The 23,637-nt window shown below is 77.6% G+C and carries 21 protein-coding genes and 2 pseudogenes; 14 read left to right on the top strand and 9 right to left on the bottom strand.

The window, feature by feature from the left end; genetic code table 11:
- Window positions 1-90 precede the first annotated feature (90 nt).
- Window positions 91-621 (top strand): annotated as a pseudogene (locus WDV86_RS05650) (amino-acid N-acetyltransferase); the annotation flags it as partial.
- Between the two features lie 71 nt (window positions 622-692).
- On the opposite strand, the gene WDV86_RS05645 reads toward WDV86_RS05650, so the two are convergent.
- The 3 genes from WDV86_RS05645 to radA all read right to left on the bottom strand — a co-directional run bounded on the left by WDV86_RS05645 (window position 693) and on the right by radA (window position 4,397).
- Window positions 693-1,622 (bottom strand): A/G-specific adenine glycosylase, encoded by a 930-nt coding sequence (locus WDV86_RS05645; RefSeq protein ID WP_445262958.1) that lies wholly within the window; start codon window positions 1,620-1,622, stop codon window positions 693-695.
- Window positions 1,623-1,645: 23 nt separating this feature from the next.
- The gene (disA, locus tag WDV86_RS05640; protein WP_339566618.1) at window positions 1,646-2,728 is read right to left on the bottom strand and encodes a DNA integrity scanning diadenylate cyclase DisA; all 1,083 of its coding nucleotides are present in this window, start codon (window positions 2,726-2,728) and stop codon (window positions 1,646-1,648) included.
- A 196-nt stretch (window positions 2,729-2,924) separates the two neighbouring features.
- Window positions 2,925-4,397: a DNA repair protein RadA gene (radA, locus tag WDV86_RS05635; RefSeq protein WP_339566617.1), complete on the bottom strand. Its 1,473-nt coding sequence runs from the start codon at window positions 4,395-4,397 to the stop codon at window positions 2,925-2,927.
- Between the two features lie 63 nt (window positions 4,398-4,460).
- Between radA and WDV86_RS05630 the strand changes: the two genes are divergently transcribed.
- The 3 genes from WDV86_RS05630 (at window position 4,461) to proC (ending at window position 7,245) form a co-directional block, all read left to right on the top strand.
- Complete coding sequence (locus WDV86_RS05630; protein WP_339566616.1) at window positions 4,461-5,402, top strand: Ppx/GppA phosphatase family protein; 942 nt, start codon at window positions 4,461-4,463, stop codon at window positions 5,400-5,402.
- 45 nt (window positions 5,403-5,447) lie between these two features.
- The gene (locus WDV86_RS05625; protein ID WP_339566615.1) at window positions 5,448-6,254 is read left to right on the top strand and encodes a sugar phosphate isomerase/epimerase family protein; all 807 of its coding nucleotides are present in this window, start codon (window positions 5,448-5,450) and stop codon (window positions 6,252-6,254) included.
- A 163-nt stretch (window positions 6,255-6,417) separates the two neighbouring features.
- On the top strand, window positions 6,418-7,245 hold the full coding sequence (proC, locus tag WDV86_RS05620; protein WP_339566614.1) for a pyrroline-5-carboxylate reductase: 828 nt from the start codon (window positions 6,418-6,420) through the stop codon (window positions 7,243-7,245).
- Here proC and WDV86_RS05615 read toward each other — a convergent pair.
- The 3 genes and pseudogenes from WDV86_RS05615 to zapE all read right to left on the bottom strand — a co-directional run.
- A complete protein-coding gene (locus WDV86_RS05615) occupies window positions 7,242-9,602 on the bottom strand; it encodes a hypothetical protein (protein ID WP_339566613.1) in 2,361 nt (786 codons plus the stop codon). The two genes, proC and WDV86_RS05615, sit on opposite strands and share 4 nt — an antisense overlap.
- Before the next feature lie 493 nt (window positions 9,603-10,095).
- Window positions 10,096-10,329, bottom strand: a complete 234-nt coding sequence (locus WDV86_RS05610) for a hypothetical protein (RefSeq protein ID WP_339566612.1) — start codon at window positions 10,327-10,329, stop codon at window positions 10,096-10,098.
- Window positions 10,330-10,510: 181 nt separating this feature from the next.
- Window positions 10,511-10,768, bottom strand: a pseudogene (gene zapE, locus WDV86_RS16230) (AFG1/ZapE family ATPase); the annotation flags it as partial.
- Window positions 10,769-11,082: 314 nt separating this feature from the next.
- Here zapE and WDV86_RS05605 point away from each other — a divergent pair.
- Entirely contained in the window at window positions 11,083-12,147 is a 1,065-nt protein-coding gene (locus WDV86_RS05605) for a hypothetical protein (protein ID WP_339566611.1), read from the top strand.
- Window positions 12,148-12,281: 134 nt separating this feature from the next.
- On the opposite strand, the gene WDV86_RS05600 is transcribed toward WDV86_RS05605, so the two are convergent.
- Genes WDV86_RS05600 through WDV86_RS05590 form a run of 3 tightly spaced genes read right to left on the bottom strand, consistent with a single transcriptional unit; the run spans window position 12,282 to window position 14,681 of the window.
- A complete protein-coding gene (locus WDV86_RS05600) occupies window positions 12,282-12,632 on the bottom strand; it encodes a hypothetical protein (protein WP_339566610.1) in 351 nt (116 codons plus the stop codon).
- Entirely contained in the window at window positions 12,629-13,294 is a 666-nt protein-coding gene (locus tag WDV86_RS05595) for a potassium channel family protein (RefSeq protein WP_339566609.1), read from the bottom strand. The genes WDV86_RS05600 and WDV86_RS05595 overlap by 4 nt, the downstream gene beginning before the upstream one ends.
- Complete coding sequence (locus WDV86_RS05590) at window positions 13,287-14,681, bottom strand: TrkH family potassium uptake protein (protein ID WP_339566608.1); 1,395 nt, start codon at window positions 14,679-14,681, stop codon at window positions 13,287-13,289. The genes WDV86_RS05595 and WDV86_RS05590 overlap by 8 nt, the downstream gene beginning before the upstream one ends.
- Window positions 14,682-14,796: 115 nt before the next feature.
- Here WDV86_RS05590 and WDV86_RS05585 point away from each other — a divergent pair, with 115 nt between their 5' ends.
- From WDV86_RS05585 to hemC, 9 genes are all read left to right on the top strand, one after another.
- Window positions 14,797-15,999, top strand: coding sequence for an acetoin utilization protein AcuC (locus WDV86_RS05585; RefSeq protein ID WP_339566607.1), 1,203 nt, complete (start codon window positions 14,797-14,799; stop codon window positions 15,997-15,999).
- Window positions 16,000-16,154: 155 nt separating this feature from the next.
- Window positions 16,155-16,409, top strand: a complete 255-nt coding sequence (locus WDV86_RS05580; protein WP_339566606.1) for a helix-turn-helix domain-containing protein — start codon at window positions 16,155-16,157, stop codon at window positions 16,407-16,409.
- Between the two features lie 126 nt (window positions 16,410-16,535).
- On the top strand, window positions 16,536-16,634 hold the full coding sequence (locus WDV86_RS05575) for a 30S ribosomal protein bS22 (protein ID WP_012085056.1): 99 nt from the start codon (window positions 16,536-16,538) through the stop codon (window positions 16,632-16,634).
- 165 nt (window positions 16,635-16,799) lie between these two features.
- Complete coding sequence (locus WDV86_RS05570; RefSeq protein ID WP_339566605.1) at window positions 16,800-17,978, top strand: NAD-dependent epimerase/dehydratase family protein; 1,179 nt, start codon at window positions 16,800-16,802, stop codon at window positions 17,976-17,978.
- A 127-nt stretch (window positions 17,979-18,105) separates the two neighbouring features.
- A complete protein-coding gene (locus WDV86_RS05565) occupies window positions 18,106-19,194 on the top strand; it encodes a lysophospholipid acyltransferase family protein (RefSeq protein ID WP_339566604.1) in 1,089 nt (362 codons plus the stop codon).
- Complete coding sequence (locus WDV86_RS05560; protein ID WP_339566603.1) at window positions 19,191-19,580, top strand: glutaredoxin family protein; 390 nt, start codon at window positions 19,191-19,193, stop codon at window positions 19,578-19,580. The genes WDV86_RS05565 and WDV86_RS05560 overlap by 4 nt, the downstream gene beginning before the upstream one ends.
- Window positions 19,581-19,712: 132 nt before the next feature.
- Complete coding sequence (locus WDV86_RS05555) at window positions 19,713-20,558, top strand: redox-sensing transcriptional repressor Rex (RefSeq protein ID WP_339566803.1); 846 nt, start codon at window positions 19,713-19,715, stop codon at window positions 20,556-20,558.
- Between the two features lie 5 nt (window positions 20,559-20,563).
- Window positions 20,564-22,030: a glutamyl-tRNA reductase gene (locus WDV86_RS05550; RefSeq protein ID WP_339566802.1), complete on the top strand. Its 1,467-nt coding sequence runs from the start codon at window positions 20,564-20,566 to the stop codon at window positions 22,028-22,030.
- A complete protein-coding gene (gene hemC, locus WDV86_RS05545; RefSeq protein ID WP_339566602.1) occupies window positions 22,027-23,265 on the top strand; it encodes a hydroxymethylbilane synthase in 1,239 nt (412 codons plus the stop codon). The genes WDV86_RS05550 and hemC overlap by 4 nt, the downstream gene beginning before the upstream one ends.
- The last annotated feature ends 372 nt before the right edge of the window (window positions 23,266-23,637 follow it).

Raw genomic sequence — 23,637 nt, 5'->3', positions numbered from 1 at the left:
CGTCGGGCCCGGCCCGACGTCCCGTCCGAAGGCCCCGTCTCTCCTCCGGGAGGGGCGGGGCCTTCGCGCTCCCCGGTTACGGTCCTGGGCATGGCTCCTGACCCCGACCTGCTCCCGGTGACGGACGCCCCCGTCGTCGTGCGCCCCGCCCGCACGCACGACGTGCGCGCCGTCCGGGCGTTGACGGCGCCGCTGGCGGCCGAGCGGGTGCTCGTGGCCAAGGAGGCCGTCACCTACTACGAGGGCCTGCAGGAGCTCGTCGTCGCGGAGTCGGACGGCCAGCTGCTGGGCTGCGGCGCGCTGCACGTCTTCTGGGAGGACCTCGCCGAGGTGCGGACCCTCGCCGTCGCCCGCGAGGCCCGCGGCCGGGGCGTCGGGAGCCTGCTGCTGGAGGAGCTGCTGCGGCGGGCGCGGGACATCGGCGTCGTCCGCGTCTTCTGCCTCACCTTCGAGACGGCCTTCTTCGCGGCGCACGGCTTCGAGGAGATCGACGGCACGCCGGTCGAGCCGGAGGTCTTCGCCGAGCTGCTGCGCTCCCACGACGACGGCGTGGCGGAGTTCCTCGACCTGGCCCGCGTCAAGCCGAACACCCTCGGCAACGCGCGGATGATCCACTACCTCGACGACGCGGCACGGGCGGACGACGTCGCCCGGTACGGGCTCGCCCCGGCGCCGCCAGGAGCAGGTGCCCCTCAGCCCGGCAGCGCGTAGGCGTCCCCGGGCGCGGGGACGACGAGGCCGTCGTCGAGCAAGGACGACAGGCAGCGCTCCCGCTGGACCTCCTCTGGCCAGGCCGCGGCGAGGTCGGCCGCGCCGAGGGCGCCGTCGGCCTCGCGCAGCAGCGCCAGCAGCCGCCCGCGCACCTGCCGGTCGGTGCCCTCCCACCGCTGCGCCCGGCGCGCGGGGCCCTCGTGCGCCGGTGCGCCGGCGAGCAGCCACGCGCAGCGGGCCGCCACGGGGCACGCCCCGCAGCGCGGGGAACGGGCCGTGCACACGAGCGCGCCGAGCTCCATGACGGCGACGCCCCAGCGCGCGGCCCGGGCGTCGCCGGCGGCGCCGGGCCCGGGCAGAAGGGCATGCGCCAGCGCGCTCTCGGCGGCGGTGAGCGCGGGCGCCGGCTGGGCGACGCCGGTGACGAGTCGGGCCTGGACGCGCCGGACGTTCGTGTCGACGACGGCGTGCCGCTGGCCGAAGGCGAAGGACGCGACGGCGGCCGCGGTGTAGGCGCCCACGCCCGGCAGCGCCCGCAGCGCCTCCAGGTCGGCGGGCACCTCGCCGTCGTGGCGCTCGACGAGGGCGGTCGCCGCGGCGTGCAGGCGCAGGGCGCGCCGCGGGTACCCGAGCCGTTCCCACGCGCGCACGGCCTCGCCGGCCGGGGCGGCGGCCAGGTCCGCCGGCGCCGGCCACCGCGCGAGCCAGCGGTGCCACACGGGCAGCACCCGTGCGACCGGCGTCTGCTGGAGCATCACCTCGCTGACGAGGACGCCCCAGGCGCTGGCGTCGTCCGCGCGCCACGGCAGGTCGCGGGCGTGCTCGTCGTACCAGGCCAGGACGCCTGCGTGCAGGCCGGCGACGTCCTCGGGGACCTGCGGGCGCCCAGGGGCGTCCCGGCTCGCGCCCAGTGCCCTCGCGGTCGGTGCGGGGCTCAGACGTACCGCTCGAGGATGCTCGACTCGGCCAGCCGGGAGAGGCCCTCGCGCACGGCCCGCGCTCTCTGCTCGCCGACGCCGTCGACGGCCATGAGGTCGTCGATGCCGGCGGCCAGCAGCTGCTGCAGCCCGTCGAAGTGGGCGACGAGGCGCTCGACGACGGCACCGGGCAGCCGGGGCACGTTGCTGAGCAGCCGGAAGCCGCGCGGGCTGACGGCGCTGTCGAGGGTCTCGCCGCCGGCGGTCAGGGCCAGGGCCCGGGCCACCTGCGCCAGGTCGACGAGCTCGGTGGACTCCAGCCGGCCGAGGTCGGCGAGGACCGTGGACACGGAGGGGCCGACGCGCTCGGGGTCGGTGTAGTCGCGCAGGACGAGCTCCTGGTCGGGGCCGATGCCGCCGATCAGCTCCTCCAGCTGCAGCGACAGCAGCCGCCCGTCGGTGCCCAGCTCGACGACGTAGCCGGCGATCTCCTCGCTGATCCGCCGCACCATCTCCTGCCGCTGGACGACGGCGGCGACGTCGCGGACCGTGACGAGGTCCTCGATCTCCAGGGCCGACAGGGTGCCGGCGACCTCGTCGAGGCGGGACTTGTACCGCTCCAGCGTGGCGAGGGCCTGCTCGGCGCGACCCAGGATGGCCGCCGACCCCTCCAGCACGAACCGGCGGTCGGCGACGTAGAGCGCGACGATGCGCATCGACGCGCTCACCGAGATGACCGGCATCGAGGTCTGCTTGGCGACCCGCTCGGCCGTCCGGTGCCGCGTCCCCGACTCCGAGGTCTCGATCGTCGGGTCGGGGACCAGCTGGACGGCGGCGCGCAGGATCTTGGTGACCCCGGCGTCCAGGACGATGGCCCCGTCCATCTTGGCCAGCTCGCGCAACCGGGTGGCGGAGAAGTCGACGTCGAGGGAGAAGCCACCGCTGCAGATCTTCTCGACGTCGCGGCCGTGGCCCAGGACGACGAGGGCGCCCGTTCGCCCTCGCAGGATGCGCTCGAGCCCGTCGCGCAGCTCGGTGCCCGGGGCGACGGCGGCCAGGGTCGCGAGCAGGAGGTCCTCGGGCGATCGGTCGGCGGCCATCGGCTCCCTCGTGCGTGCGGCCGTCGGCCGGTGCAGGCAGATCTGGTGGTGCGGGCGGGGCGGGCGGTCGAGGCCGTGCGGTGCCCCGGCCACGGCGAACGCTATCGGCGCCCGGGGGCGGCGCGAGGCCGACCACCGCGTCGTCGCCGAGACGTGACCTGCGGCCGGTCCGCCCCCTCGCCGCCTGCACGTCCGGTCAGGGCTCGCGCGGCGGCGCGGCGCCGCGCTCCCTGCCCTCGCCCGCGGCGAAGAGGTGCAGCACGCAGGAGCGCACGTCGTCCACCTCGACGACGCGCAGGGCCCCCCACGGAGGCGACTCCCGGCGCCCGCCCGCCGAGCCGGGGTCGGCGCCTGGACCGTGCAGACCCAGGGAGCCGCGCGGCACCAGCGCCGTCGCCATCCCGAGCCGCGAGGCCTCGACGAGGCGGCGCTCCATGCCGGGGACGGCGCGGATGTCGCCGGAGAGGCCCACCTCGCCGACGGCCACGGTGCCGGCCGGCAGCGCGGCGTCGAAGCAGGCGCCGGCCAGGGCCACCGCGACGGCGAGGTCGACGCCCGGCTCGGTGGTGCGGACACCGCCCACGGTCGAGGTGAAGACGTCCATCGGTGCCCGCATCAGCCCGGCCCGCGCCTGCAGCACGGCGACGGCCATGGCGACCCGGCTGGCGTCCAGGCCGCTGGAGCGCACCTTGGGCGTGCCGCCCGCGGCGGGCACGGCCAGCGCCTGCACCTCGACGACCAGCGGGCGTCGCCCCTCCAGCGCCACCGTCGCGCACGTGCCGGGCACGGGGGAGGAGGTGCGGGAGAGGAAGAGCTCGCTGGGGTCGAGCAGGCCGGTGATGCCGCCCTCGGACAGGTCGAAGCAGCCGACCTCGTCGGTCGGGCCGTAGCGGTTCTTCACGGCCCGGACCATCCGCAGCCGGGAGTGCCGGTCGCCCTCGAAGGTGGCGACGACGTCGACGAGGTGCTCCAGGACGCGCGGCCCGGCGACCGACCCGTCCTTGGTGACGTGCCCGACGAGCACCGTGGCCATGCCGCGCTCCTTGGCGGCCGCGATGAGCGAGGCCGCCACCTCGCGCACCTGCGTGACGCCGCCGGCCGTGCCCTCGACCGCGGCCGAGGCGAGCGTCTGCACCGAGTCGACGACGAGCAGGTCGGGGGCGACCTTCTCGACGTGCGCCAGGACCGCGGCGAGGTCGTTCTCGGCGGCCAGGTACAGGCGCGGGCGCAGCGCCCCGATCCGCTCGGCGCGCAGCCGCACCTGCGCCGCCGTCTCCTCGCCCGTGACGTACAGCACCGTCCGGGCCGTCGTCGCCGTCCGGGCCGCGACCTCCAGCAGCAGCGTCGACTTGCCCACCCCCGGCTCGCCCGCCAGCAGGACGACGGCGCCGGGGACCACGCCGCCGCCGAGCACCCGGTCGAGCTCGTCGACGCCCGTCGGCGTCGCGGCGGCCTCGTGCGCGTCGACCTCGGCGATGGGCTGGGCGTCGCGGCGCACCGCCCGGGCTGGCGCCGTGCGCGGCCCGGAGGGGGTGGCGACCTCCTCGACGGCGCCCCAGGCCTGGCACTCCCCGCACCGGCCGACCCACTTGGCGGTGGTCCAGCCGCACTCGGCGCAGCGGTAGGCCGGGCGGGGCTGGCGGGGTGCGGCGGAGCTCTTCGAGGCCATGCGCGCGACGGTAGGGGGAGGGTCCGACAGCGCCGGCTGAGCACGCCGCTAGCGTCCGCCACCATGCGCCTCGGGGTCCTCGACGTCGGCTCGACGACGGTCCACCTGCTCGTCGTCGACGCCTCCCCCGGCGCGACCCCGGTGCCGACGGCGTCGCACAAGCGGGTGCTCCGCCTGGCCGAGCGCCTCGACGCCGACGGCGCGCTGCAGGAGGAGGGCGTCGCCGACCTGCTCGACGCCGTCGCGTCCGCGCGGGCCGTGGCCACCGCCGAGGGCGTCGAGGAGCTCAGCGGCTTCGCGACGAGCGCCCTGCGCGAGGCCACGCGCGGCGCCGACGTCCTGGAGCGGGTGCGGGCCGAGACCGGGGTGGCCCTCGAGGTGCTCTCCGGGGGCGCCGAGGCCCGGCTGACCTTCTTCGCCGTGCGGCGCTGGTTCGGCTGGTCGGCGGGTCGGATGCTCGTGCTCGACATCGGCGGCGGGTCGCTGGAGATGGCCGTCGGGCGCGACGAGGACGCCGACGTCGCCCTCAGCGTGCCGCTGGGCGCGGGCCGCACGACCCGCTCGCACCTGGCCGGCGGCGTCACCCGCCCGCGGGACGTGGCCGGCCTGCGCGAGCACGCGCGCGCGGTGCTCGCCGCCTCCACCGCCCGCCTGCACGAGGGCGGACCGCCGGACCTCGCCGTCGGGTCCAGCAAGACCTTCCGCACCCTCGGGCGCCTGACGGGGGCGGCCCCGGCACGGGAGGGCATGCACGTGCCGCGGGAGCTGACGCGCGAGGCGCTGGAGGAGCTCGTGCCCCGTCTCGCCTCCCTCGGGCCGGCGGGGCGCCGACGGCTCGCCGGCGTCTCGCAGGCGCGCGCCGGCCAGGTGGTCGCCGGCTCCGTCGTCGCCCTGGAGGCGATGCGCGCCCTCGACGTCGAGCGCCTCTCGCTCAGCCCGTGGGCCCTGCGGGAGGGCGTCATCCTGCGCCGGCTCGACGCGCTCGCCCCGCTGCTGGGCCGGTGAGCCCCGCCCGCGGGGGCACGCCGGCCCGGGGCCTAGGGTGGCGCCGTGAGCGAGCCCGGGGACGCACGACGCCCCGTGCCCGCCGTCACCCTCTCCACCAGCTCGGTCTACCCCGGCTCGTGCTCGGACGCCTTCGAGGCGGCCGCCCGCCTCGGGTACGACGGCGTGGAGGTCATGGTCTGGACGGACCCGGTCAGCCGCGACCCGGTGGCCCTGCGGCGTCTGTCGGCGCACTACGGCGTCCCCGTGCTCTCCGTGCACGCCCCGACGCTCTTGCTGACGCAGCGGGTCTGGGGCGACCCGTGGACCAAGCTGGAGAAGTCGGTCGAGCTGGCCCAGGACCTCGGGGCCGACGTCGTCGTCGCGCACCCGCCGTTCCGGTGGCAGCGGGAGTACGCCGCCGGCTTCGTCGCGGGGGTCAAGGAGGTCGTCGCGCGCACGGGCACGACGGTGGCCGTGGAGAACATGTTCCCCTGGCGCGCCGGCGGCCGTGAGGTCCTCGCCTACTCGCCTGGCTGGGACGTCGTCGACGAGGACTACGACGACGTGACCCTGGACGTCTCGCACGCCGCGACGTCGGGCAGCGACTCCCGCGACCTCGCGAGGCGGCTGGCGGGCCGGCTGCGCCACGTCCACCTGACCGACGGCAACGGGTCGGCCAAGGACGAGCACCTCGTGCCCGGGCGCGGCCGCCAGCCGGTCGCCGAGCTGCTCGCCGACCTGGCCGCGGGCGGCTTCACCGGCCACGTCGTCGCCGAGATCAACACCCGCCGGGCCAAGGCTCCCGGTGCCCGCGAGAAGGACCTCGCCGACACCCTCGCCTTCGCCCGGCGCCACCTCGGCCAGGCCTGAGCCCCCCTGCCCCGCCTCCCGGCACGTCGACGACTCTCCTCCGCCCCGGGCCCCCGTCCGCGGCACCTCGACGACGAGGTGCCGGGTGGGTGCGCCGCCGTCGCGTCACGTCGGCAGGACTGCGCGCACCTCGCCACCGCTGCGCGCCCCTAGGGTCCGGGGCATGAGCGGCGAGCAGGCGTACGAGCACGGCGAGCGCCCGTCGGTCGCCGTGCTCGGCGTCGGGACGATGGGCGAGGCGGTGCTCGCCGGCGTCCTGCGCTCGGGCTGGTCGCCGGAGGACGTCGTCGTCGTCGTCCGCCGCGAGGAGCGGGCCCGTGAGCTGGCCGAGCGGCACGGCGTGCGCGCGGTGCCGCTGGCCGAGGCCGCCACCCGGGACGTGCTCGTCGTCGGGGTCAAGCCGCAGCAGCTGGCGGGCCTGCTCGACGACGTCGCCGTGCACGTGCGCCCCGGGGCCCTCGTCGTGTCGGTCGCGGCGGGGGTGACGAGCGCCGCTCTCGCGCAGCCGCTCCCGGCCGGCGTCGCCGTCGTGCGCGTCATGCCCAACACGCCGGCGCTCGTGGGTGCGGGCGTCAGCGCCGTCTCGGCCGGGCCGGGGGCGGGGCAGGAGCACCTGGACCTCGTGCGCCGCCTGCTCGCCGGCACGGGGGACGTCGTCGTCGTCCCCGAGTCCCAGCAGGACGCCGCCACCGCCGTCTCCGGCTCCGGCCCCGCCTACGTGCTGCTCGTGCTCGAGGCGCTGGTGGAGGCCGGGGTGCACGCGGGCCTGCCGCGGACGGTCTCGGCCCAGCTGGCGACCGGGACCCTCGCCGGGACGGCCGCCCTGGTCCGCGAGAGCGGCGAGCACCCCTCACTGCTGCGCGAGCGGGTCACCTCCCCGGGCGGCACGACGGCGGCCGGGCTGCGCCAGCTCGACGAGCGCGGCGTGCGCGCCGCCGTCCTGGCCGCCGTGGAGGCCGCCCAGGCGCGCGCCCGCGAGCTGGGCGCCTAGCGAGCGACAGCCGTCGTGGGCAGGCCGACCGGGGCAGGCCCAGCCGCGGGCAGCCCCACCGCCGGGAGCCCCACTGCCGGGAACCCAGCCACCAGCAGCCTCCTCGTGCCTCGCCCGAGGTCCTCGAGGGCGCTCGCCCGCGACGCGACCTGCGCACGGCACAGCGGGGCGGCGGGCGCGACGTCCAGGCGCAGCGACGCCGAGCCCGGCGAGGCCGCGGCGCCGCCGTCGTAGGCGACGAGCAGGTCGTGCGAGCCGGCCGGCAGGAGCGGCAGCACCGCCTGGGCCCGGCCCTCGCGGACGCCGACCTCGGCGAGGACGCCGTCCGTGCCGGTGACCGTCACGGTGCCGTCAGGCGCCGCGGGGTCGAGGCGGACGTCGAGCACCGCGGCGGTGGCGGCGTCCGGCGCGCCCCCCGCGGCGGTGCCCACCGCGACGGCGAGCGCGGTGGTCCCGGAGGCCACGTCCACCTGCCGGCTGGCTGCTGAGGGCGTCCACCGGGCGGCGTCAGCGGGCACGAAGTCGGCCGAGAGCACCTGCGGGCCGCCGGCGGCGGGCACGAGCCCAGCGGTAAACGTGCCGTCGGCGCCCACGGCCGCGGAGGTGGTGGCGCCGGCGAGCCGGAGCGTCACCGTCCCCTGCGGCCGGACCGCGCCGGGCGCGCTGGCGACGCTGCCCGTGACGGTCGCGCTGCGGCCCTGGGCCAGGGCCGACGGCTCGGCGAGCGTCGTCGTCGTCGTGAGCGCCCCGTGCTCCTGCCCGGAGGGCGCCAAGCTCACGCGGGCCTGGACGACGCCGCCGGGCAGGGCGACGGTGCGGACCTCGACGCCGCCGCTGGCGCTGCGCCAGACCTGGCCGTGCCGCAGCGCCCGGTCGGTGTCGGGGCTGCCCGTGCGGGCGGTCGGGGTCGCGTCGAGCGCCAGGCTGGCCCGGGTGCCCTTCTGCGCCCGCAGCACCCGCAGGCCGGAGGCGGCCCGGAACATGTCGAGGCGGCCCTTGTCCCGGCCCACCGCCTGGCGGTTCTCCAGCCGGTAGACCACGCCCGTGCGCGGGTCGGTGACCGACACGTCCTTCAGCCCGGTGGCGGGCGGGCCGGCCAGCGGGGCCAGCTCGACCACCGAGGTGCCCACCTCTCGCACGTCACCCCGCTCCTGCGGCGTGAGGAAGCCGACACGGGCCCGGACCATGGCCGACAGGGCGCCCGTGTGCTGGTTCGCGCCGGCCATGATGTCGAGGGTGTCCCCGTACTCCCGTGCGCTGCAGGGGCTCTGCGGGAGGTCGCCGGCGAAGTCCTGGCGTGCGCCGGAGGTGCACTCCACGGCGTTCGCGTGCTCGAAGGAGAGGTTGTGCCCGATCTCGTGGGCGCTCAGCGAGAGGTCGCCGGCGTTGGCGAGGTAGGAGACACCGCCCGCGTCCAGGCCCCAGCCGACGCTGCCGAGGCCGTAGCTGCAGCCCTGCCCGGCCTCGTCGACCAGCACGAGCACGAGGTGCTCGCGCTGGCCGCCGCCCCACCCGGTGCGCCGCTTGGCCTCCGTGAAGATGTCCCAGCCCCACGTGCAGCGGATGCCCGTGCTGTAGCGCACCGGCGGGCCCGCGAGGCGGAAGGTGACCTGGCCGGCGCTCTGGTCCGACCAGTAGTCCGACGTCCGCGCGACCATGGCGGCCACCTCTGCGTCGGTGGGTGCCCGCTCCGAGCCCTCGCCGGTGCGGACGACGGCGACCGTCACCGGCCGCGCGGGCGGGGTGGCCGCGGCGGCCAGCGGCTCCGGTGCCGCCGCGGTCACCTCGACCGACCCCGGCGTCACCGGCAGCGCCACGGCCTCCTGCGCGGCGGCGGCCAGCACGGCCTCGCCGAGCGCTGAGCCCTGGCTCGCCGGGCGCTGCCGGGCGGCGTCCAGGCGGCGCTCGCCGACGACGTCGACCACCGCTGCCGTCACCTCGGCGGGGACGTCGACGGTCAGGCGCACGCGCTCGCCGACGCCCGCGCCCGAGCCCGCCAGCCCGTCGACGCCGACGAGGTCGCCGTCGGGCAGCTGCAGGCCCCAGGAGTCGGCCACGTGCGGGGAGGAGGCGTGCGGCTGCCCCGGGGTGTCGTCGTGATGGGCGTGCCCGTCCTCGCCCGGTGCGCCCGACGCGGGCCGCGGGGGCTCGGCGACGAGCCGGACCACCTGTCCGCTCAGCGCCACCACCGCCACCTCGGCACGGTCGTCCCGGGCGTCGTCGGCCCCCGCCGGCGCGGCGAGGCCCGGCGTCAGGAGCAGCCCGGCGACGAGCGTCGGGCCGACGGCCGCACGGGTGGCCAGGCGGTGCCGAGGGCGTGCGGCGGGCGGCGCCGCGGTCGTGCGAGGTCGGCCCATCGTCTGTCTCGTCCTCCAGCGGCTCGGCCCCCGTGGGCGGGCTCCGGCGCCACCCTCGGTGTGCTGTGTCGGCCGGCGGGGCCGCTCACCGCAGCCGGACCGCGGCGCGGACGCGAGCGCCACCCGTCCGGCCTCCTCCGTCCCGGTGAGGCCCGGTGGCGTGGGGAGGAGAGGCAGCCGCCTGCCGCAGCGGTCGTGGGCAGCCGTGTAGGAGCTCGCTGCAGCTGTCGGAGGCGCCGTGGGCTGACCTGCGACGTCTCACGGCTGTGTCAGCGCCGGCGTCTCAGGATCTTGTCGCGATCCTCGGCCGGGCCCCGCCCCGGTCTCAAGGCGAGGCGTCCGTCACGGCGGCGAAGGGGCCACCGATGCACGAGCCGGTGACAGTGGACCCGCGGCGAAACGTGACCAGACAGCGATCGTCAGCGGCACGACCGATCGGCTGCTGCCGGGACGTCGGGCCTCTGCCCCATGCGCCTGTTGGTCGCACCGGCGCTCAGGTGCCGTGGCCCTCCTCGGCTGGCTCGCCGGGCGCCCAGTAGACCGTGGCGCTCCACCAGGGACCGTGCTCGGTCATCTCCTCGGAGACGGTGAGGTCCATCACCTCCATCGGCCCGATGCCCTCGTGCTCCATGTGGTCGGCGATGCGCCGGAGGAGGCGAGGGAGGTCGGTGGCGCCGTCGTCGATCGGGTTGCTCAGGCTGAAGTGCCTGCACTTCGACTCGTCCATCAGCCCATCGTCCCGGTCGTCGACCGTCCTCGGACATGGACCGCTGCTGGGGCCGGTGCCGCTGGACGACCGTGCTGCAGGTGCCAACCGTCCCCGCGCGTCTCGTTCCCTTCCGGCCATCTCGTCGAGCGCCCTGCCATCCTCCGGTGGTGCTGAGACCGCCGATGCCCCGGGCGGCCTCGTGCGCGTGCAGCCGCTGCGTCGTGTCGTCGGGCAGCTGGTCGACCAGGACGTCGACGAGCCAGGTCTTGCCCCGCCCGACGGGGCCGTGCAGGTAGATCCCTGTCGGCCGTCGGGAGCGGCGCCACGTGGCCCACGGTGCCGAGCTCGTGCGCGCGGTGGTCACCTGGGCGCCGAGGACGGCGAGGCGGTCAGCGGCCGGGCGCTGCTCGGCGTCGAGCACCGACCCGAGCTCGTGCGCCGCCTCGTCGAAGCGCACGCGCACGTTGGCGGCAGGGACCGCCAGACGACCAGGGCGCACGCCCGGAGCCTGCCGCACCGCCCACTGCACCAAGCAGCCACCCGACGTCCTCACCGACGGCGCTGACGTACCGCACCTCGGTCCCTGACGAGCCGACGCTGGCCACCTACGGAGGGTGACCCCGACCGACACGAAAGTGGGACGTCGACGCCGAGCGACGTCCTGCCGGCTCGGTGGGCGATAGGCGGAGCCAACCACTCCAGTTCGGCCGAGATGTCCCGATATGGGTGGTAGGACCGACTTCTCACCCGTCCGAGACCCTGGAGCACCTCATGCCCAGCCCCCGCCGTCCTCGCCGTCACCTCGCCGCCGCCGTCCTCACGAGCGCGCTGCTCGTCACCGGGGCCGGCGCGTCCGCCGGCGCGTCGGCCGGCACGTCGGGCGCGTCCTCTGGGCCCGACGCCGCTGCCGCGTCGTCCTCGACGACGTCGTCCCTGCCGCGCACGACGGCGTGGACCGCCGACGTGCGCTCGGCGCCGCTGGCACCCGGCAGCCGGGCGATGGTGGCCAACCTCCACGAGCAGGTGACGTCCCGCTACGGCGGGGTCGCCGCCTTCAACGTCTGGCAGTACAACGCCGCCGTCTACCGCGTCGGGGCGTCGCAGAGGCGGGTCGACGTCCGCTTCGACGACTGCCAGGGCAAGGGGTACACCCCCAAGCAGCTGTACGGGCCGGGCGGGCACTTCACCCGGGTCCCGATCCCCTCCGGCGCCGTCCCCGCGGTGGGGCGCGACGGGCAGCTGACGATCTACTCGCCGAGCTCGGACCAGCTGTGGGAGTTCTGGCGGGCGAAGAAGACCGCCAGCGGCTGGTCGGCCTGCTGGGGCGGCCGCATCGACCAGGTGTCGAGGAGCGCCGGCTTCTTCGGCTCGGGGATGGGTGCCAGCGCCAGCGGCCTCGCCACCTCGCTCGGCGCCGTCGGCATCGCGGAGGCCAAGGCCGGCCGCATCGACCACGCGATCGCCCTCGCCATCCCGCACGTCGGGCACCGCAGCACCATCAGCTACCCCGCCCAGCGCAGCGACGGGTCGGACACGCGGTCCGCGGCCATCCCCATGGGCACCCGGCTGCGCCTGGACCCGTCGGTCGACGTCGACGCGCTGAGGCTGCACCCCGTCGCCGCCGCCGTCGCCAAGGCCTCGCAGCGGTACGGCTTCGTCGTCGTGGACCGCTCGGGCGCCGTCGCCGTGACGACCGAGAGCGGCGCACCCACGAAGGCCCGGACGGGCTCCGACCCCTGGTACGGCATCCTGGCCGGCCGGCCGGGCTACGCCGTCATGAAGGGCTTCCCCTGGGACAGGCTGCAGGTCGTCGAGAAGGACTGGGGCAAGCCCTGACGCCGGTCCGGGCCTGAGGCTGCCGCGGCTGGGGCTGCCCGGTCGGCGTCCGGGGTGCGTGGTGCACGGCCCGGGCGGCGAGGACGGCTGCGCGGGCTCCGGGTGACGCCGGGGACCCTGCCGACCTGGCTCGCTCAGCCGCCCAGCTCCTCCCGCCGCGCCAGGAGGCGCGTGCGCTCGGAGACCAGGCGCTGGCGCTCACGGCCGGCGAGACGGCGCACCTGCAGGTCCAGCACGGCGCGGGCCTGGGCGTCGTCGAGCCCCCAGCCCTCCAGGGCGGCGGCCGCCGAGGCGACGTCGTCCGCCGCGGCGACGAGGTCCACCAGCTCGGCCCGTCGCTCGACGGCGACCAGCAGCGCCTCCAGCACGTGCAGGCGCATGGCCACGTACCCGAGCTCGCGCTCGGTCGCGGGGTCCCTGCTTTCCCCCTTGCCTGCCCCCTTGCCTGCTTCGGGGCCTGCCCCGGGACGCTCGTCGGCGCTCACGGCCGGCCCGCGAACTTCTCGATGAGGCTCGTGCGGCCCGAGACGATGAGCAGGTCGCGGTCACGCACCCGGGTCTCGGGCGTCGCGTAGTGGAAGTCCTCGCCGGGCGACTTCACGCCCATCACGGTGACCCCGTACTTCTCGCGGACCTTGGACTGGGCGAGCGTGAAGCCCTGCGTCTCCCGCGGCGGTCGCATCTTGACCATGGCGAAGCCGTCGTCGAACTCGATGTAGTCCAGCAGCTTGCCGCCCACGAGGTGGGCCACCCGCTCGCCGGCGTCGGCCTCGGGGTAGACGACGTGGTGGGCGCCGAGCCGGGTGAGGATCCGCCCGTGCGAGGGCGTGATGGCCTTCGCCCAGATCTGGCCCACGCCGAGGTCGACGAGCGTCGACGTCGTCAGCACGCTCGCCTCCAGCGACGTGCCGATGCCGACGACCGCGACGCTGAAGTCCTGGGCGCCGAGCTGGGCGAGGGCGTCGCCGTTCGTCGCGTCCGCCTCGACGACGTGCGTGAGCCGGCCCGACCACTCCTGGACGAGCTCGGGGTCGCGCTCGACGGCGAGGACGTCGTGCCCCATGCGGTCCAGGGCCGAGGCGAGAGCGCTGCCGAAACGGCCGAGGCCGATGACGAGCACGGCGTCGTCGTGGTTCCTGTCAGCCAACGATGGGCCTCTCCTCCGGGAGCCGGTACATGCGGGAGCTCTCGCGCAGCGCGAGCGCGGCCGCGAGGGTCATCGTGCCCGTCCGCCCGACGACCATGAGCGTCGACAGCACCCACTTGCCGGCGTCGGGCAGGTCGGCGGTGCCGCCGATGGACAGCCCGACCGTCGCGAAGGCCGAGATCACCTCGAACAGGACGACGTCGAGGGAGTCGTCGGTGACGGCCAGCATGACGACCGTGCCGAGCAGCACGGCCGTGGAGCCGACGAGGCCGACGGCGACCGCCAGCCGCAGCGTGCCCTGGGGCACCCGCCGCTCGAAGATCTCGGCGTCGCGGTTGCCCCGCGCCTCCGCGACGACGGCGAGCACGAGCACCGCGAGCGTCGTGACGCGGATGCCGCCGGCCGTGGAGGCGCTGCCGCCCCCCACGAACATGAGCGCGTCCGTGACCACCCACGTGGAGGAGTACATCTCGGAGATGTCGACGGTCGTGAAGCCGCCCGAGCGCGGCATGGCCGAGGCGAAGAAGGCCGCGAGCAGCTTGTCCGGCCAGGTCAGCGCGCCGAAGGTCGCGTCGTTGGACCACTCGAGGGCGCCGATGACCACGGCGCCCGCGAGCAGCAGCACGGCGCTCGCGGCCACCGTCATCTGGGTGTGCAGCCCCCAGCGCCGCGGCCGGCGCCAGCGCTCGCGCAAGACGAGCAGCACCGGGAACCCGAGGCTGCCCACGACCACGCCGACGGCGATCGGCAGCGAGAGCCACCAGTCCCCGGCGACCGGGCCGTCCGTCAGCTGCGGGAGCCCTCCCGCGTGGGAGATGAAGCCGGCGTTGTTGAACGAGGAGATGCCGTAGAAGACCGCGTGCCACAGCGCGTCCCAGAACGGCTCGCCGCCCGTGAGGAAGCGGGGGAGGAGCACCGCCGCGAGCGTGCCCTGCACGGCCACGGAGGCGACGAGCACCGTGCGGATGAGCACGCCCACGTCGCCGAGCCGCAGCGCCTTCGTCTCGTTCTGCGCGAGCAGGCGCTGTGACAGCCCCAGGCGCCGGGAGACCACCAGGCCCAGCAGGCTCGCGAGCACCAGGACGCCGAAGCCGCCCACCCAGATCCCCGTGATGATCACGGCCTCGCCGAAGTCCGACCAGTACTCGGCGGTGTCGACGACGACGAGGCCGGTGACGCACACGGCGGAGACGGCCGTGAAGACGGCGTCGGCCAGCGGTGCCCGCTCCCCGGTGGCCGTCGCCGCCGGCAGGCTCAGGAGCACCGCGAAGACGGCGATGACGGCGACGAAGGCGAGGATCGCCAGGCGCGCGGGCGAGCGGCGCACGAAACCGGCGAAGCCGCCACGCACCCGCGGCCGGGTCGACGGCGGCGTCTCGAGGTCCACCGTGCTCCCTCCGGCCGGGTCGGGCTCCAGCCGGGGGCAGGGCGACGGCCGGCCGGCAGCGCGCCCGGACCCTCGGGCGCCCGCGGATGCTGAGGCGGAACGCTAGCGTCGAGCCATGCGGAGCAGCACCCGGGTCGTGTGGGACCGCGCCTTCACGGCGTACGACTTCGGGCCGGACCACCCCATGAACCCGGTGCGCCTGGACCTCACCGCGCGCCTGCTCGACGCCCTGGGGCTCCTCTCCCGGCCGGGCGTCGAGGTGCGCGGCGCCGACGTCGCCGACGACGCGCTGCTGCACACCGTCCACCTGCCCGAGTACGTCGAGGCGGTCCGCCGCGTCTCGGCCGACCCGCGGCGGGTCGACGTCGAGCGGGGGCTCGGCACCGAGGACGACCCCGCCTTCGCCGGCATGCACGAGGCGGGCGCCCGCGTCCTGCGGGCGAGCGTCGACTGCGCCGAGGCGATCTGGCGCGGCGACGTCGCCCACGCCGTCAACTTCACGGGTGGCCTGCACCACGCGATGGCGGGCCGGGCGAGCGGGTTCTGCGTCTACAACGACGTGGCCGCGGCCATCGCGAGGCTCCTGGCCCTCGGCGCGCGGCGCGTGGCCTACGTCGACGTCGACGTCCACCACGGCGACGGCGTGCAGGCGGCCTTCTACGACGACCCGCGCGTCCTCACCGTCTCCCTCCACCAGAGCGGCCGGACCATCTTCCCGGGCACCGGGTTCCCCGAGGAGACGGGCGGCCCGGCGGCGGAGGGCACGGCGGCCAACGTGGCGCTGCCGCGCGGCACCGGGGACGCGGCGTGGCTGCGGGCGCTGCACGCCGTCGCGATGCCGCTCGTACGCGACTTCGCCCCCGACGTGCTCGTCACCCAGCACGGCTGCGACACCCACCTGCTGGACCCGCTCGCGGACCTGTCGGTGTCCGTCGACGCCCAGCGCGCGGCCGCCGACGCCCTGCACGAGCTGGGCCACGAGGTCTGCGACGGGCGGTGGCTCGCGACGGGCGGGGGCGGGTACGCCGTCGTCGACGTGGTGCCGCGCACGTGGAGCCACGTCGTCGCCATCGCCGCGCACGCACCCCTGCGGCCCTCGACGCCGACGCCGCGGGCGTGGCGCGAGCACGTCCGCACGAGCCTGCGCCGCGAGCCGCCGCTCCTGCTCGGGGACGCCGGCGCCGGCGACGACGGGCGCTGGCCCCGGTTCAGGCCCTGGAGCAGCGGCTACGACCCCGAGGACGCCGTCGACCGGGCCGTCCTCGCCACCCGGACGGCCCTCTTCCCCGCGCGAGGGCTCGACCCCTGGCTGGACTGAGCGGCCCGGGCGCCGGCGAGGGGGCCGTCCCGGTGATCTGCCCCGGTGGTCCGCCCCGGACCGGCACCGCCGGGGGCCGCCCGTCCCCTAGGGTCGGGCGACCAGGACGTGCAGGCCGGCGGCGACCCGCGGCCAGACCAGACGAGGGGGCCGGTGTGCCGACCGACGGGCGAGGCGAGGACGGTCGCGGGAGCGGCGGGGGGCTGACGGACGGCCCGCTCATGACGGTCGCCGAGGTGGCCGAGGAGCTGCGCGTCTCCCGCATGACCGTCTACCGGCTCATCGAGCGGGGCGAGCTGCCGGCCGTCCGGGTCGGCCGCTCCTACCGCGTGCCGACGGCGGCGGCGGCCGCCTTCCTCGCCGCCTCCCGCACCGCGCCGGCGCCCCAGCGGCGCGCCGGCACCGCCTGAGCGACCGCCCCGCGAGCGCGTCGTCGGCGCCGGGAGCCACCGGTAGGCTGGCCCGTGGACGAGAGACCGCGTCCGCCGGCACCCGTCGGCGCCGACCCGGTCGCCCCCGAGACGACAGGCAGGCCCATGGGTTCGGTCATCAAGAAGCGTCGCAAGCGGATGGCGAAGAAGAAGCACCGCAAGCTGCTGCGCAGGACGCGCCACCAGCGCCGCAACAAGAAGTGAGCCGGCGGGGTCGAGGGGTGGACGTGCCGTGCGTCGGCGCCCCTCCCACCGGCCCCGTCCCCGCCCACCACGTCGGCGGTGCGCCCAGCGCCCGGCCGGCAGGTTCCAGCACGACGCCCGCTCCCGCACGCCGGGGGCGGGCGTCGTGCGTCCGGGCGGGCCGCCGTGGCGGGTGACGCCGGCCGCCCGACCCGTGGCCCCCACCCTCACGGCCGCTCGCCCCACCCCTACCCCCGCCCCGACCAGGCCCGAGCCGTCGCGGCTGGCGGGCCGGGCGGTGGCGCCGTCGTCGTCGTCGGGGCGGCCTCCCCCCTCGGGGCCGCGCTCGCCCGCCGGCTGGCGACGGACCTGGCGCAGGTCGCCCGGGGCGACGCGTCCGCCAGCCCGCTCGCGCCCGCGCGGGTCGTCGCCGTCGACGTCCGGCTGCCCGCCGAGGACCTGGGCGGCGCGCGCTGGGCCCGCGTCGACCTGCGGGGCCCGGCGCTGCCCCGGCTGCTGGACGCCGAGGACGCCGCGGTCGTGGTGGACGTCACCCTGCTGCCCGGCGCCCGGGGCGGCCGCGGGGGCGGACCGCCCGTCGGGCTGCACGTGGTGGCGGCCGCGCAGCGCGCGAGGGGTGTGCGGCGCCTGGTGCTGGCCTCCTCGACGGGGGTCTACGGCGCGAGCCCGCGCGCACCGTCGGTCCGCGGCGAGGACGCCGAGCTGGCGCCTCCCTCGGGCGGTGCGGAGCGGCGCGCCAGCGAGGTCGAGGCGGCCCTGCGCGCCGCCGGCCGCCGGCGCCCGGACCAGGCGAGCGCGGTGCTGCGCCTCGCCGACGTCGTGGGGCCAGGGCTGCGGACGCCGCTCGGGGACTGGCTGGAGGTCCCCGCCGTGCCGTGCCTGTGGGGGCACGACCCCCGCCTGCAGGTGCTGCACGCCGACGACGCCGTCGAGGCGCTGCGCCTGGCCGCCCTCGGTGACGTCACCGGTGTGGTCAACGTGGCCGGCGAGGGCGTCGTGACGCTGCAGCAGGCGGCGGCCCTCTGCGGGCGGCCGGTGCTGCCCGTGCCCGCCGCCGCGCTGGCGGTGACCGCCCGGGCCCTGTCGGGTCGTGCGGTGGACCCGCCGTGGTCGGACGCGGCCCGGGTGCTGCGCTCGGGGCGGGTCGTGGACCTCGCCCGCATGCGGGCCGACCTGGGGCTGGCACCGCGCTGGACCAGCCGGGGCGCCGTCGAGGACCTGGCCCGGGGGCGCGGCCTGGCCGGGCCGCTGTCGCCGGAGGTGCGGGCCGCGGCCGCCGAGCGTGTGGGGCGTGCCGTCCGCGGCGCCCGCGGGCTGCTCGCCGCCGCCGGTGGGCCCCGGTGAGGCCGGTGCCGGAGGCCCACCACGAGCCGGCGCCCCGCCCGGGCGCGGGGAGGGCGCGCGTCGACCGCGCCCCGGCGCGCCGGCGGCCGCCGCGGACGTCGCGCCGGCGGCGGGGCAGGGGGAGCCCGTGAGCGGCTCGCGGCCCTCGCCCGGCGGCGTCGTCGTCCCGCTGCGCCCGCGTGGCGAGCGCGACGGCGGGGCGGCCCGGCGCCCCGACGCGTCGGTCAGGGCTGGGTCGTCGTCGGGGGCCGGGTCGTCGGGGAGAGCCGGGTCGTCACGGCGGGTCGAGCGCCTGCTCGCCCGGGGCCTCGACCTCGGCGTCGTGGCTGCCGCGCGGGCCGCCCGCGGCGCGGCCGACCTGGCCGCCGGGCCAGGTGCCGCCGTGGGCCGCCGCGCCGTGCGCACGGGCAAGCTGCTCGGCCGCCGGGTGGTCGGCGACTACGAGGTCGACGAGCTCGGCTTCGACGAGGAGCTCACCGAGGAGGTGCTCCTCGACCTGCTGCGCCCCCTGTACCGCCGCTGGTTCCGCGTCGAGGTGCGCGGCGCCGAGCGGGTCCCGCAGGGCACCGGGGCGCTGCTCGTGTCCAACCACTCGGGCACGGTCGGCATCGACGCGCTCATGACGATGGTCGCCGTCCACGACGACGTCCCGGGGCGGCGCCACCTGCGCGTGCTGGCCGCCGACGTCGTGCTGGCCTCGCCGGTGCTGGGCGACCTGGCGCGTCGCGCGGGCATCACGCTCGCCTCGCCCGGCGACGCCGAGCGGCTCCTGCGCGCCGGCCAGCTCGTCGGGGTGTGGCCCGAGGGGTACAAGGGCGTCGGCAAGCACTTCCGGGACCGCTACCGGCTCCAGCGCTTCGGCCGCGGCGGGTTCGTCGCCTCCGCGCTGCGGGCCGGCGTGCCGATCGTCCCGGTCGCCGTCGTCGGCGCCGAGGAGGTCTACCCGAAGATCGGCGACGTCGCCCCGCTGGCCCGCCTGCTCGGCCTGCCGTACGTGCCCGTCACGCCGTTCTTCCCCTGGCTCGGGCCGCTGGGGCTCGTGCCGCTGCCGACCAAGTGGGTGCTGGAGATCGGCGAGCCGGTCCGCACCGACCTCGCGCCGCCGGGCACGGCGGAGGACCCGGCGGCCGTCCTCGACCTCGCCGACCAGGTCCGCGAGACGGTCCAGGAGACGCTCCACGCGCTGCTGCTGCGCCGGACGTCGGTGTTCCGGTGAGCCCCGCGACGCCGCGTGCGCGCCCCGGCCGGTGGTGGCGCCGGTCCTCCGGCGTGGGTCCGGCGACCACGGCCGGGGAGGGGCCGCAGGAGCGGGTCGTGCTCTACGGCCGCACCGGCTGCCACCTGTGCGCGCAGGCCCGCGAGGTGGTCGCCGAGGTGACCGCCCGGACGCGCGAGGCCTTCCGCGAGGTCGACGTCGACGCCCCCGCCGAGGGCGAGGAGGCGGGTGACGCGCCGGGGGCGCTGGCCACCCGGTACGGCGAGCTCGTCCCCGTCGTCCTCGTCGACGGCGAGCAGCACGCCGTGTACCACGTCGACGCCGCCCGGCTGGAGGCGGCCCTGCGGCGCGGACCCCGGCGAGGGGGCCGCCGAGTGCGGCCGTGACCCTCCCGTGCTCCTCGCCGACTTTGTGCAGGGCTTCACAAGGCTTAACCTGGAGCCGTTCCAGCAGCGCCGAGCCCCCGCGCGCAGCCCCACCCGCCGCCGCACGCGAAGGAGCCGGCCGCCGCCGTGACGATGCCCGAGGACCCCGGCCGCGCCGCCGCTGCCGCCTGCACCGAGCCGCCCCTCGCCGCCGGTGAGCGAGTGCCCCCGCTGACGGGAGCGACGCCCGTCGTCGAGCGGCTCGTCGAGCGCGGCATCCCCGGGGTCACGGTCGCGCGGCTGCCGGTGTACCTGCGGGTGCTCACCGGCCTCGTCGAGCGCGGCGTGCGCACCGTCTCCTCCGAGGAGCTCGCCGTCGCCGCGGGCGTCGGGTCGGCCAAGCTGCGCAAGGACCTCAGCCACCTGGGCTCCTACGGCGTGCGCGGCGTGGGGTACGAGGTCACCCCCCTGCTCGCCCACGTCTCGCGCGAGCTGGGCGTCACCCAGGAGTGGCGGGTCGTCCTCGTCGGGGTCGGCAACCTCGGCCGGGCGCTGGCCAGCCACGGGGGCTTCGCCGAGCGCGGCACGGTCGTCGTCGGGCTCTTCGACGTCGACCCCGCCGTGGTGGGCCAGGAGGTCGGGGGCGCGCTCGTGCGGCCGATGGCCGAGCTCGCGGAGGTCGTCCGGCGCGAGGGCGTGTGCATCGGCGTCCTCGCCACCCCCGGCCCGCAGCCGCAGGAGGCCTGCGACGCGCTCGTCGCGGCGGGGGTCACGGGCATCCTCACCTTCGCGCCGGCCGTGCTGGCCGTGCCCGCGGGCGTGGACGTGCGCAAGGTCGACCTCGTCAGCGAGCTGCAGATCCTCGCCTTCCACGAGCAGCGCAAGGCCGAGGCCGGTCGTGCCGCGGGCGCCCTCGGCGGTGGGCCTGGCCTGCCCGTGCGGGCCCACGTCGCGGGCCGGGCCCGGTCCGCCCGTCGCCGGAGCGGGGTGGCCCGGTGAGCACGATGGTCGTGGGGCTCTCCCACCGGTCCGCGCCCCTGGAGGTCCTGGAGCGCGCCGCGCTGGACGCCGGCTCGGCGCGGGCGCTGGCCGTCGCCGCCTGCGGGGGAGAGGACGTCGCCGAGGCGGTCGTCCTCTCGACCTGCAACCGGCTGGAGGTCTACAGCGAGGTCGCGAGCTTCCACGGCGGGCTGGCCGACCTGGGCGGGGCGCTCGCCCGGGCCACGGGCGTGCCGCTGCCCGAGCTCACCGAGCACCTCTACGTGCACTACGCCGACGGCGCCGTGGAGCACCTCTTCACCGTCGTCTGCGGGCTCGACTCCATGGCCGTGGGCGAGTCCCAGGTGCTCGGGCAGGTCCGGTCGGCCCTGCGGCGCGGGCAGGAGGACGGCAGCGTCGGCACCGTCCTGGACGGCCTGCTGCAGCGGGCCCTGCGGGTCGGCAAGCGCGCGCACACCGAGACGGGTCTCGACCACGCCGGCCACTCCCTCGTCGAGGCGGGCCTGGCCCACGCCCGCGACGTCGTCGGCCCGCTGGAGGGGGCGCGCGTCCTCGTCGTCGGCGCCGGCGCCATGAGCGCCCTCGCCGTCACGACGGCCCACCGGCTGGGCGCCGGCAGCGTCACGGTCGTCAACCGCACGGCGGCCCGGGCGCAGCGGCTGGCCGAGGCCGTCGGCGGCCGTTGGCGGGCGCTCGGGGAGAGCGGGGCGCTGGAGCGCGAGCTCGCCGCCGCCGACGTCGTCCTGTCCTGCACGGGCGCCGTCGGGCACGTCGTCGACGCCGCCACCGTCGGCGCGGCGCGGGCGCTGCGCAGCGGCGGCGCCCCCGGTGGCTCGGGGACCGCGGCGCCGCAGCTCGTCCTGGACCTGGCGCTGCCGCGCGACGTCGCCCCCGAGGTGGGGCGCCTGCCCGGCGTCGTCCTGATGGACCTCGCAGGGCTGGGGGAGGAGCTCGGCGAGGAGGCGGCAGGCCGGGGGGCCGGGGTCGCCGCCGACCTCGCCGACGCGCGCGCCGTCGTCGCCGAGGAGGCCGCCGCCTACCTCGCCGAGCGGCGGGCCGCGGCCGTGGCGCCCACCGTGGTGGCGCTGCGCACCCAGGCCCGCGAGGTCGCCGACGCCGAGCTCGAGCGGCTGCGCGCGCGGCTGCGCCAGCACCTGGGCGAGGACCTCGACGAGCGGGTCGAGGCCGAGGTCGCCCAGACCCTGCACCGCGTCGTCTCCGCGCTGCTGCACACCCCGACGGTGCGGATGAAGACCCTCGCCGCCGACGCCTCGCACGGTCCCGCCTACGTCGAGGCGGTCCGGGAGCTCTTCGACCTCGACCCGGTGGGCACGCGTGCGCCCGAGGTGGTCTCGGACGCCCTCCGGGCCTTCCCCGAGGCGCGTAGCGCGCCCGGGGTCCGCGGCAGCGACGGCTCGCTGGCCCAGGCCCTGGGTCTGCGCCGCCCCGGCGACGGCGGTGAGACCCGGTGAGCGCGCCGGTGGGTGCCCCCGCTCCCGGGCCTGGTGGGCAGGCCGTCGTCGGCGGCTCCACGCCGCCGCCGCTGCGCCTGGGCACGCGGCGCAGCGCCCTGGCCCTGGCGCAGTCCGAGGACGTCGCAGAGCGCCTTCGCGCGGCGACCGGGCGCGCCGTCGTCCTCGTCGAGGTGACGACGCAGGGCGACGTCGACCGGGCGCCCCTGCGCCAGATCGGCGGCACCGGCGTCTTCGTGACCGCGCTGCGGGAGGCGCTGCTGGAGGGGCGGGTCGACCTCGCCGTCCACTCGATGAAGGACCTCCCCACCGCGCCCGCGCCCGGGCTCGTGCTGGCGGCCGTGCCGACGCGGGAGGACCCGCGGGACGCCCTCGTGGCCGCCGGCGGCGCCACCCTGGCCGACCTGCCCGCCGGCGCCCGGGTGGGCACCGGCTCGCCGCGCCGCGCCGCGCAGCTGCGGGCCCTCGGCACCGGGCTCGACGTGGTCGACGTGCGCGGCAACGTCGACACCCGGCTCGCCCTCGTGACCTCCGGGCGGGTCGACGCCGTCGTGCTGGCCCACGCCGGCCTGCGGCGGGTCGGCCGGGCGCAGGAGGTCACCGAGGTCCTCGACGTCGAGCAGATGCTGCCGGCGCCGGCGCAGGGCGCCCTGGCGCTGGAGTGCCGCGCCGAGGACCTCGAGACCGCCCGCGCCTGCTCCGTGCTCGACGACCCGCTCGCCCGCGCCGCGACCACGGCCGAGCGGGCCGTGCTGGCCGCGCTGGAGGCCGGGTGCTCCGCCCCGGTCGGTGCGCTGGCCCGCCCCGGCGGGTCCGAGGGCGCCGGGGGGCTCGTGCTCGAGGCGCTCGCCGCAGCGCCGGACGGCTCCCGCGTGCTGCGGGCCACCGCCAGCGGCGACGACCACGACCCCGTCGCCCTGGGTGCGCGCCTGGCCCGGCAGCTGCTCGACGCCGGCGCCGCCGACCTCGTGGACCTGGGGTCGCCGGCGTCCGGACCTGCCGCCGGCCCGCAAGGACCGATGCTGGTGGCCGACGGGCCCGCCGGGGCGGGCAGCGACCCGGTCCCGGCTGCGTCCGCCGGTCCGTCCGGCCCCGAAGAGACCACCGAGGGGCTCCCGGCTCCCTCGGGCACCCCCGACCCCTCACCGGCCCTGCTCCCAGCCGGCTCACCCACCGCGTCCGTCGAGCCGGCCGGACGCGGCGGAGGCCCGGCAGCCGCACGGGACGTGACGTGAGCGGGGCAGGACCCCGCTCACGAGCCCAGCAGCCAGTCCCGCCGCGGACGCAGCGACGACGCCAGCAGCAGCGCCGCCAGCAGTAGTGACCCCGGTGGTGATCCCAGCAGTGACCTCAGCAGCGAAGCCCGCAGTGACCCCAGCAGTGATCCCAGACCTTGCACCCACGGGTGCCGCCGAGACCCGGTGGCCCACCTCTCAGGAGAGTGAAGCGTGACCGCGCGCACCGACCTCCAGCTCGACCCGCGACCCGAGACCCGAGACGACAGGCGCCATGGGTCCCTGCCTGAACCGGTCCCCGGCGTCCTCGACGGCGCCGCGAGGCCGACCGCCGTCGCCACCACGCCCGGCTCCTCGACGCCGGCCCGTCGG

Origin of the sequence: Pseudokineococcus sp. 1T1Z-3 (assembly GCF_037482365.1) — a bacterium.
GTDB lineage: Bacteria > Actinomycetota > Actinomycetes > Actinomycetales > Quadrisphaeraceae > Pseudokineococcus.
This window is presented reverse-complemented; position numbering and strand designations above follow the sequence as displayed.

Excerpts from the sequence above, each read along its gene's own strand:
- disA (WP_339566618.1), bottom strand. The coding sequence starts at position 2,728 with ATGGCCGCCGACCGATCGCCCGAGGACCTCCTGCTCGCGACCCTGGCC.
- WDV86_RS05630 (WP_339566616.1), top strand. The coding sequence starts at position 4,461 with ATGCGCCTCGGGGTCCTCGACGTCGGCTCGACGACGGTCCACCTGCTC.
- WDV86_RS05615 (WP_339566613.1), bottom strand. The coding sequence starts at position 9,602 with ATGGGCCGACCTCGCACGACCGCGGCGCCGCCCGCCGCACGCCCTCGG.
- WDV86_RS05610 (WP_339566612.1), bottom strand. The coding sequence starts at position 10,329 with ATGGACGAGTCGAAGTGCAGGCACTTCAGCCTGAGCAACCCGATCGAC.
- WDV86_RS05585 (WP_339566607.1), top strand. The coding sequence starts at position 14,797 with ATGCGGAGCAGCACCCGGGTCGTGTGGGACCGCGCCTTCACGGCGTAC.
- proC (WP_339566614.1), top strand. The coding sequence starts at position 6,418 with ATGAGCGGCGAGCAGGCGTACGAGCACGGCGAGCGCCCGTCGGTCGCC.
- WDV86_RS05550 (WP_339566802.1), top strand. The coding sequence starts at position 20,564 with ATGGTCGTGGGGCTCTCCCACCGGTCCGCGCCCCTGGAGGTCCTGGAG.
- WDV86_RS05605 (WP_339566611.1), top strand. The coding sequence starts at position 11,083 with ATGCCCAGCCCCCGCCGTCCTCGCCGTCACCTCGCCGCCGCCGTCCTC.
- WDV86_RS05575 (WP_012085056.1), top strand. The coding sequence starts at position 16,536 with ATGGGTTCGGTCATCAAGAAGCGTCGCAAGCGGATGGCGAAGAAGAAG.
- radA (WP_339566617.1), bottom strand. The coding sequence starts at position 4,397 with ATGGCCTCGAAGAGCTCCGCCGCACCCCGCCAGCCCCGCCCGGCCTAC.
- WDV86_RS05555 (WP_339566803.1), top strand. The coding sequence starts at position 19,713 with ATGCCCGAGGACCCCGGCCGCGCCGCCGCTGCCGCCTGCACCGAGCCG.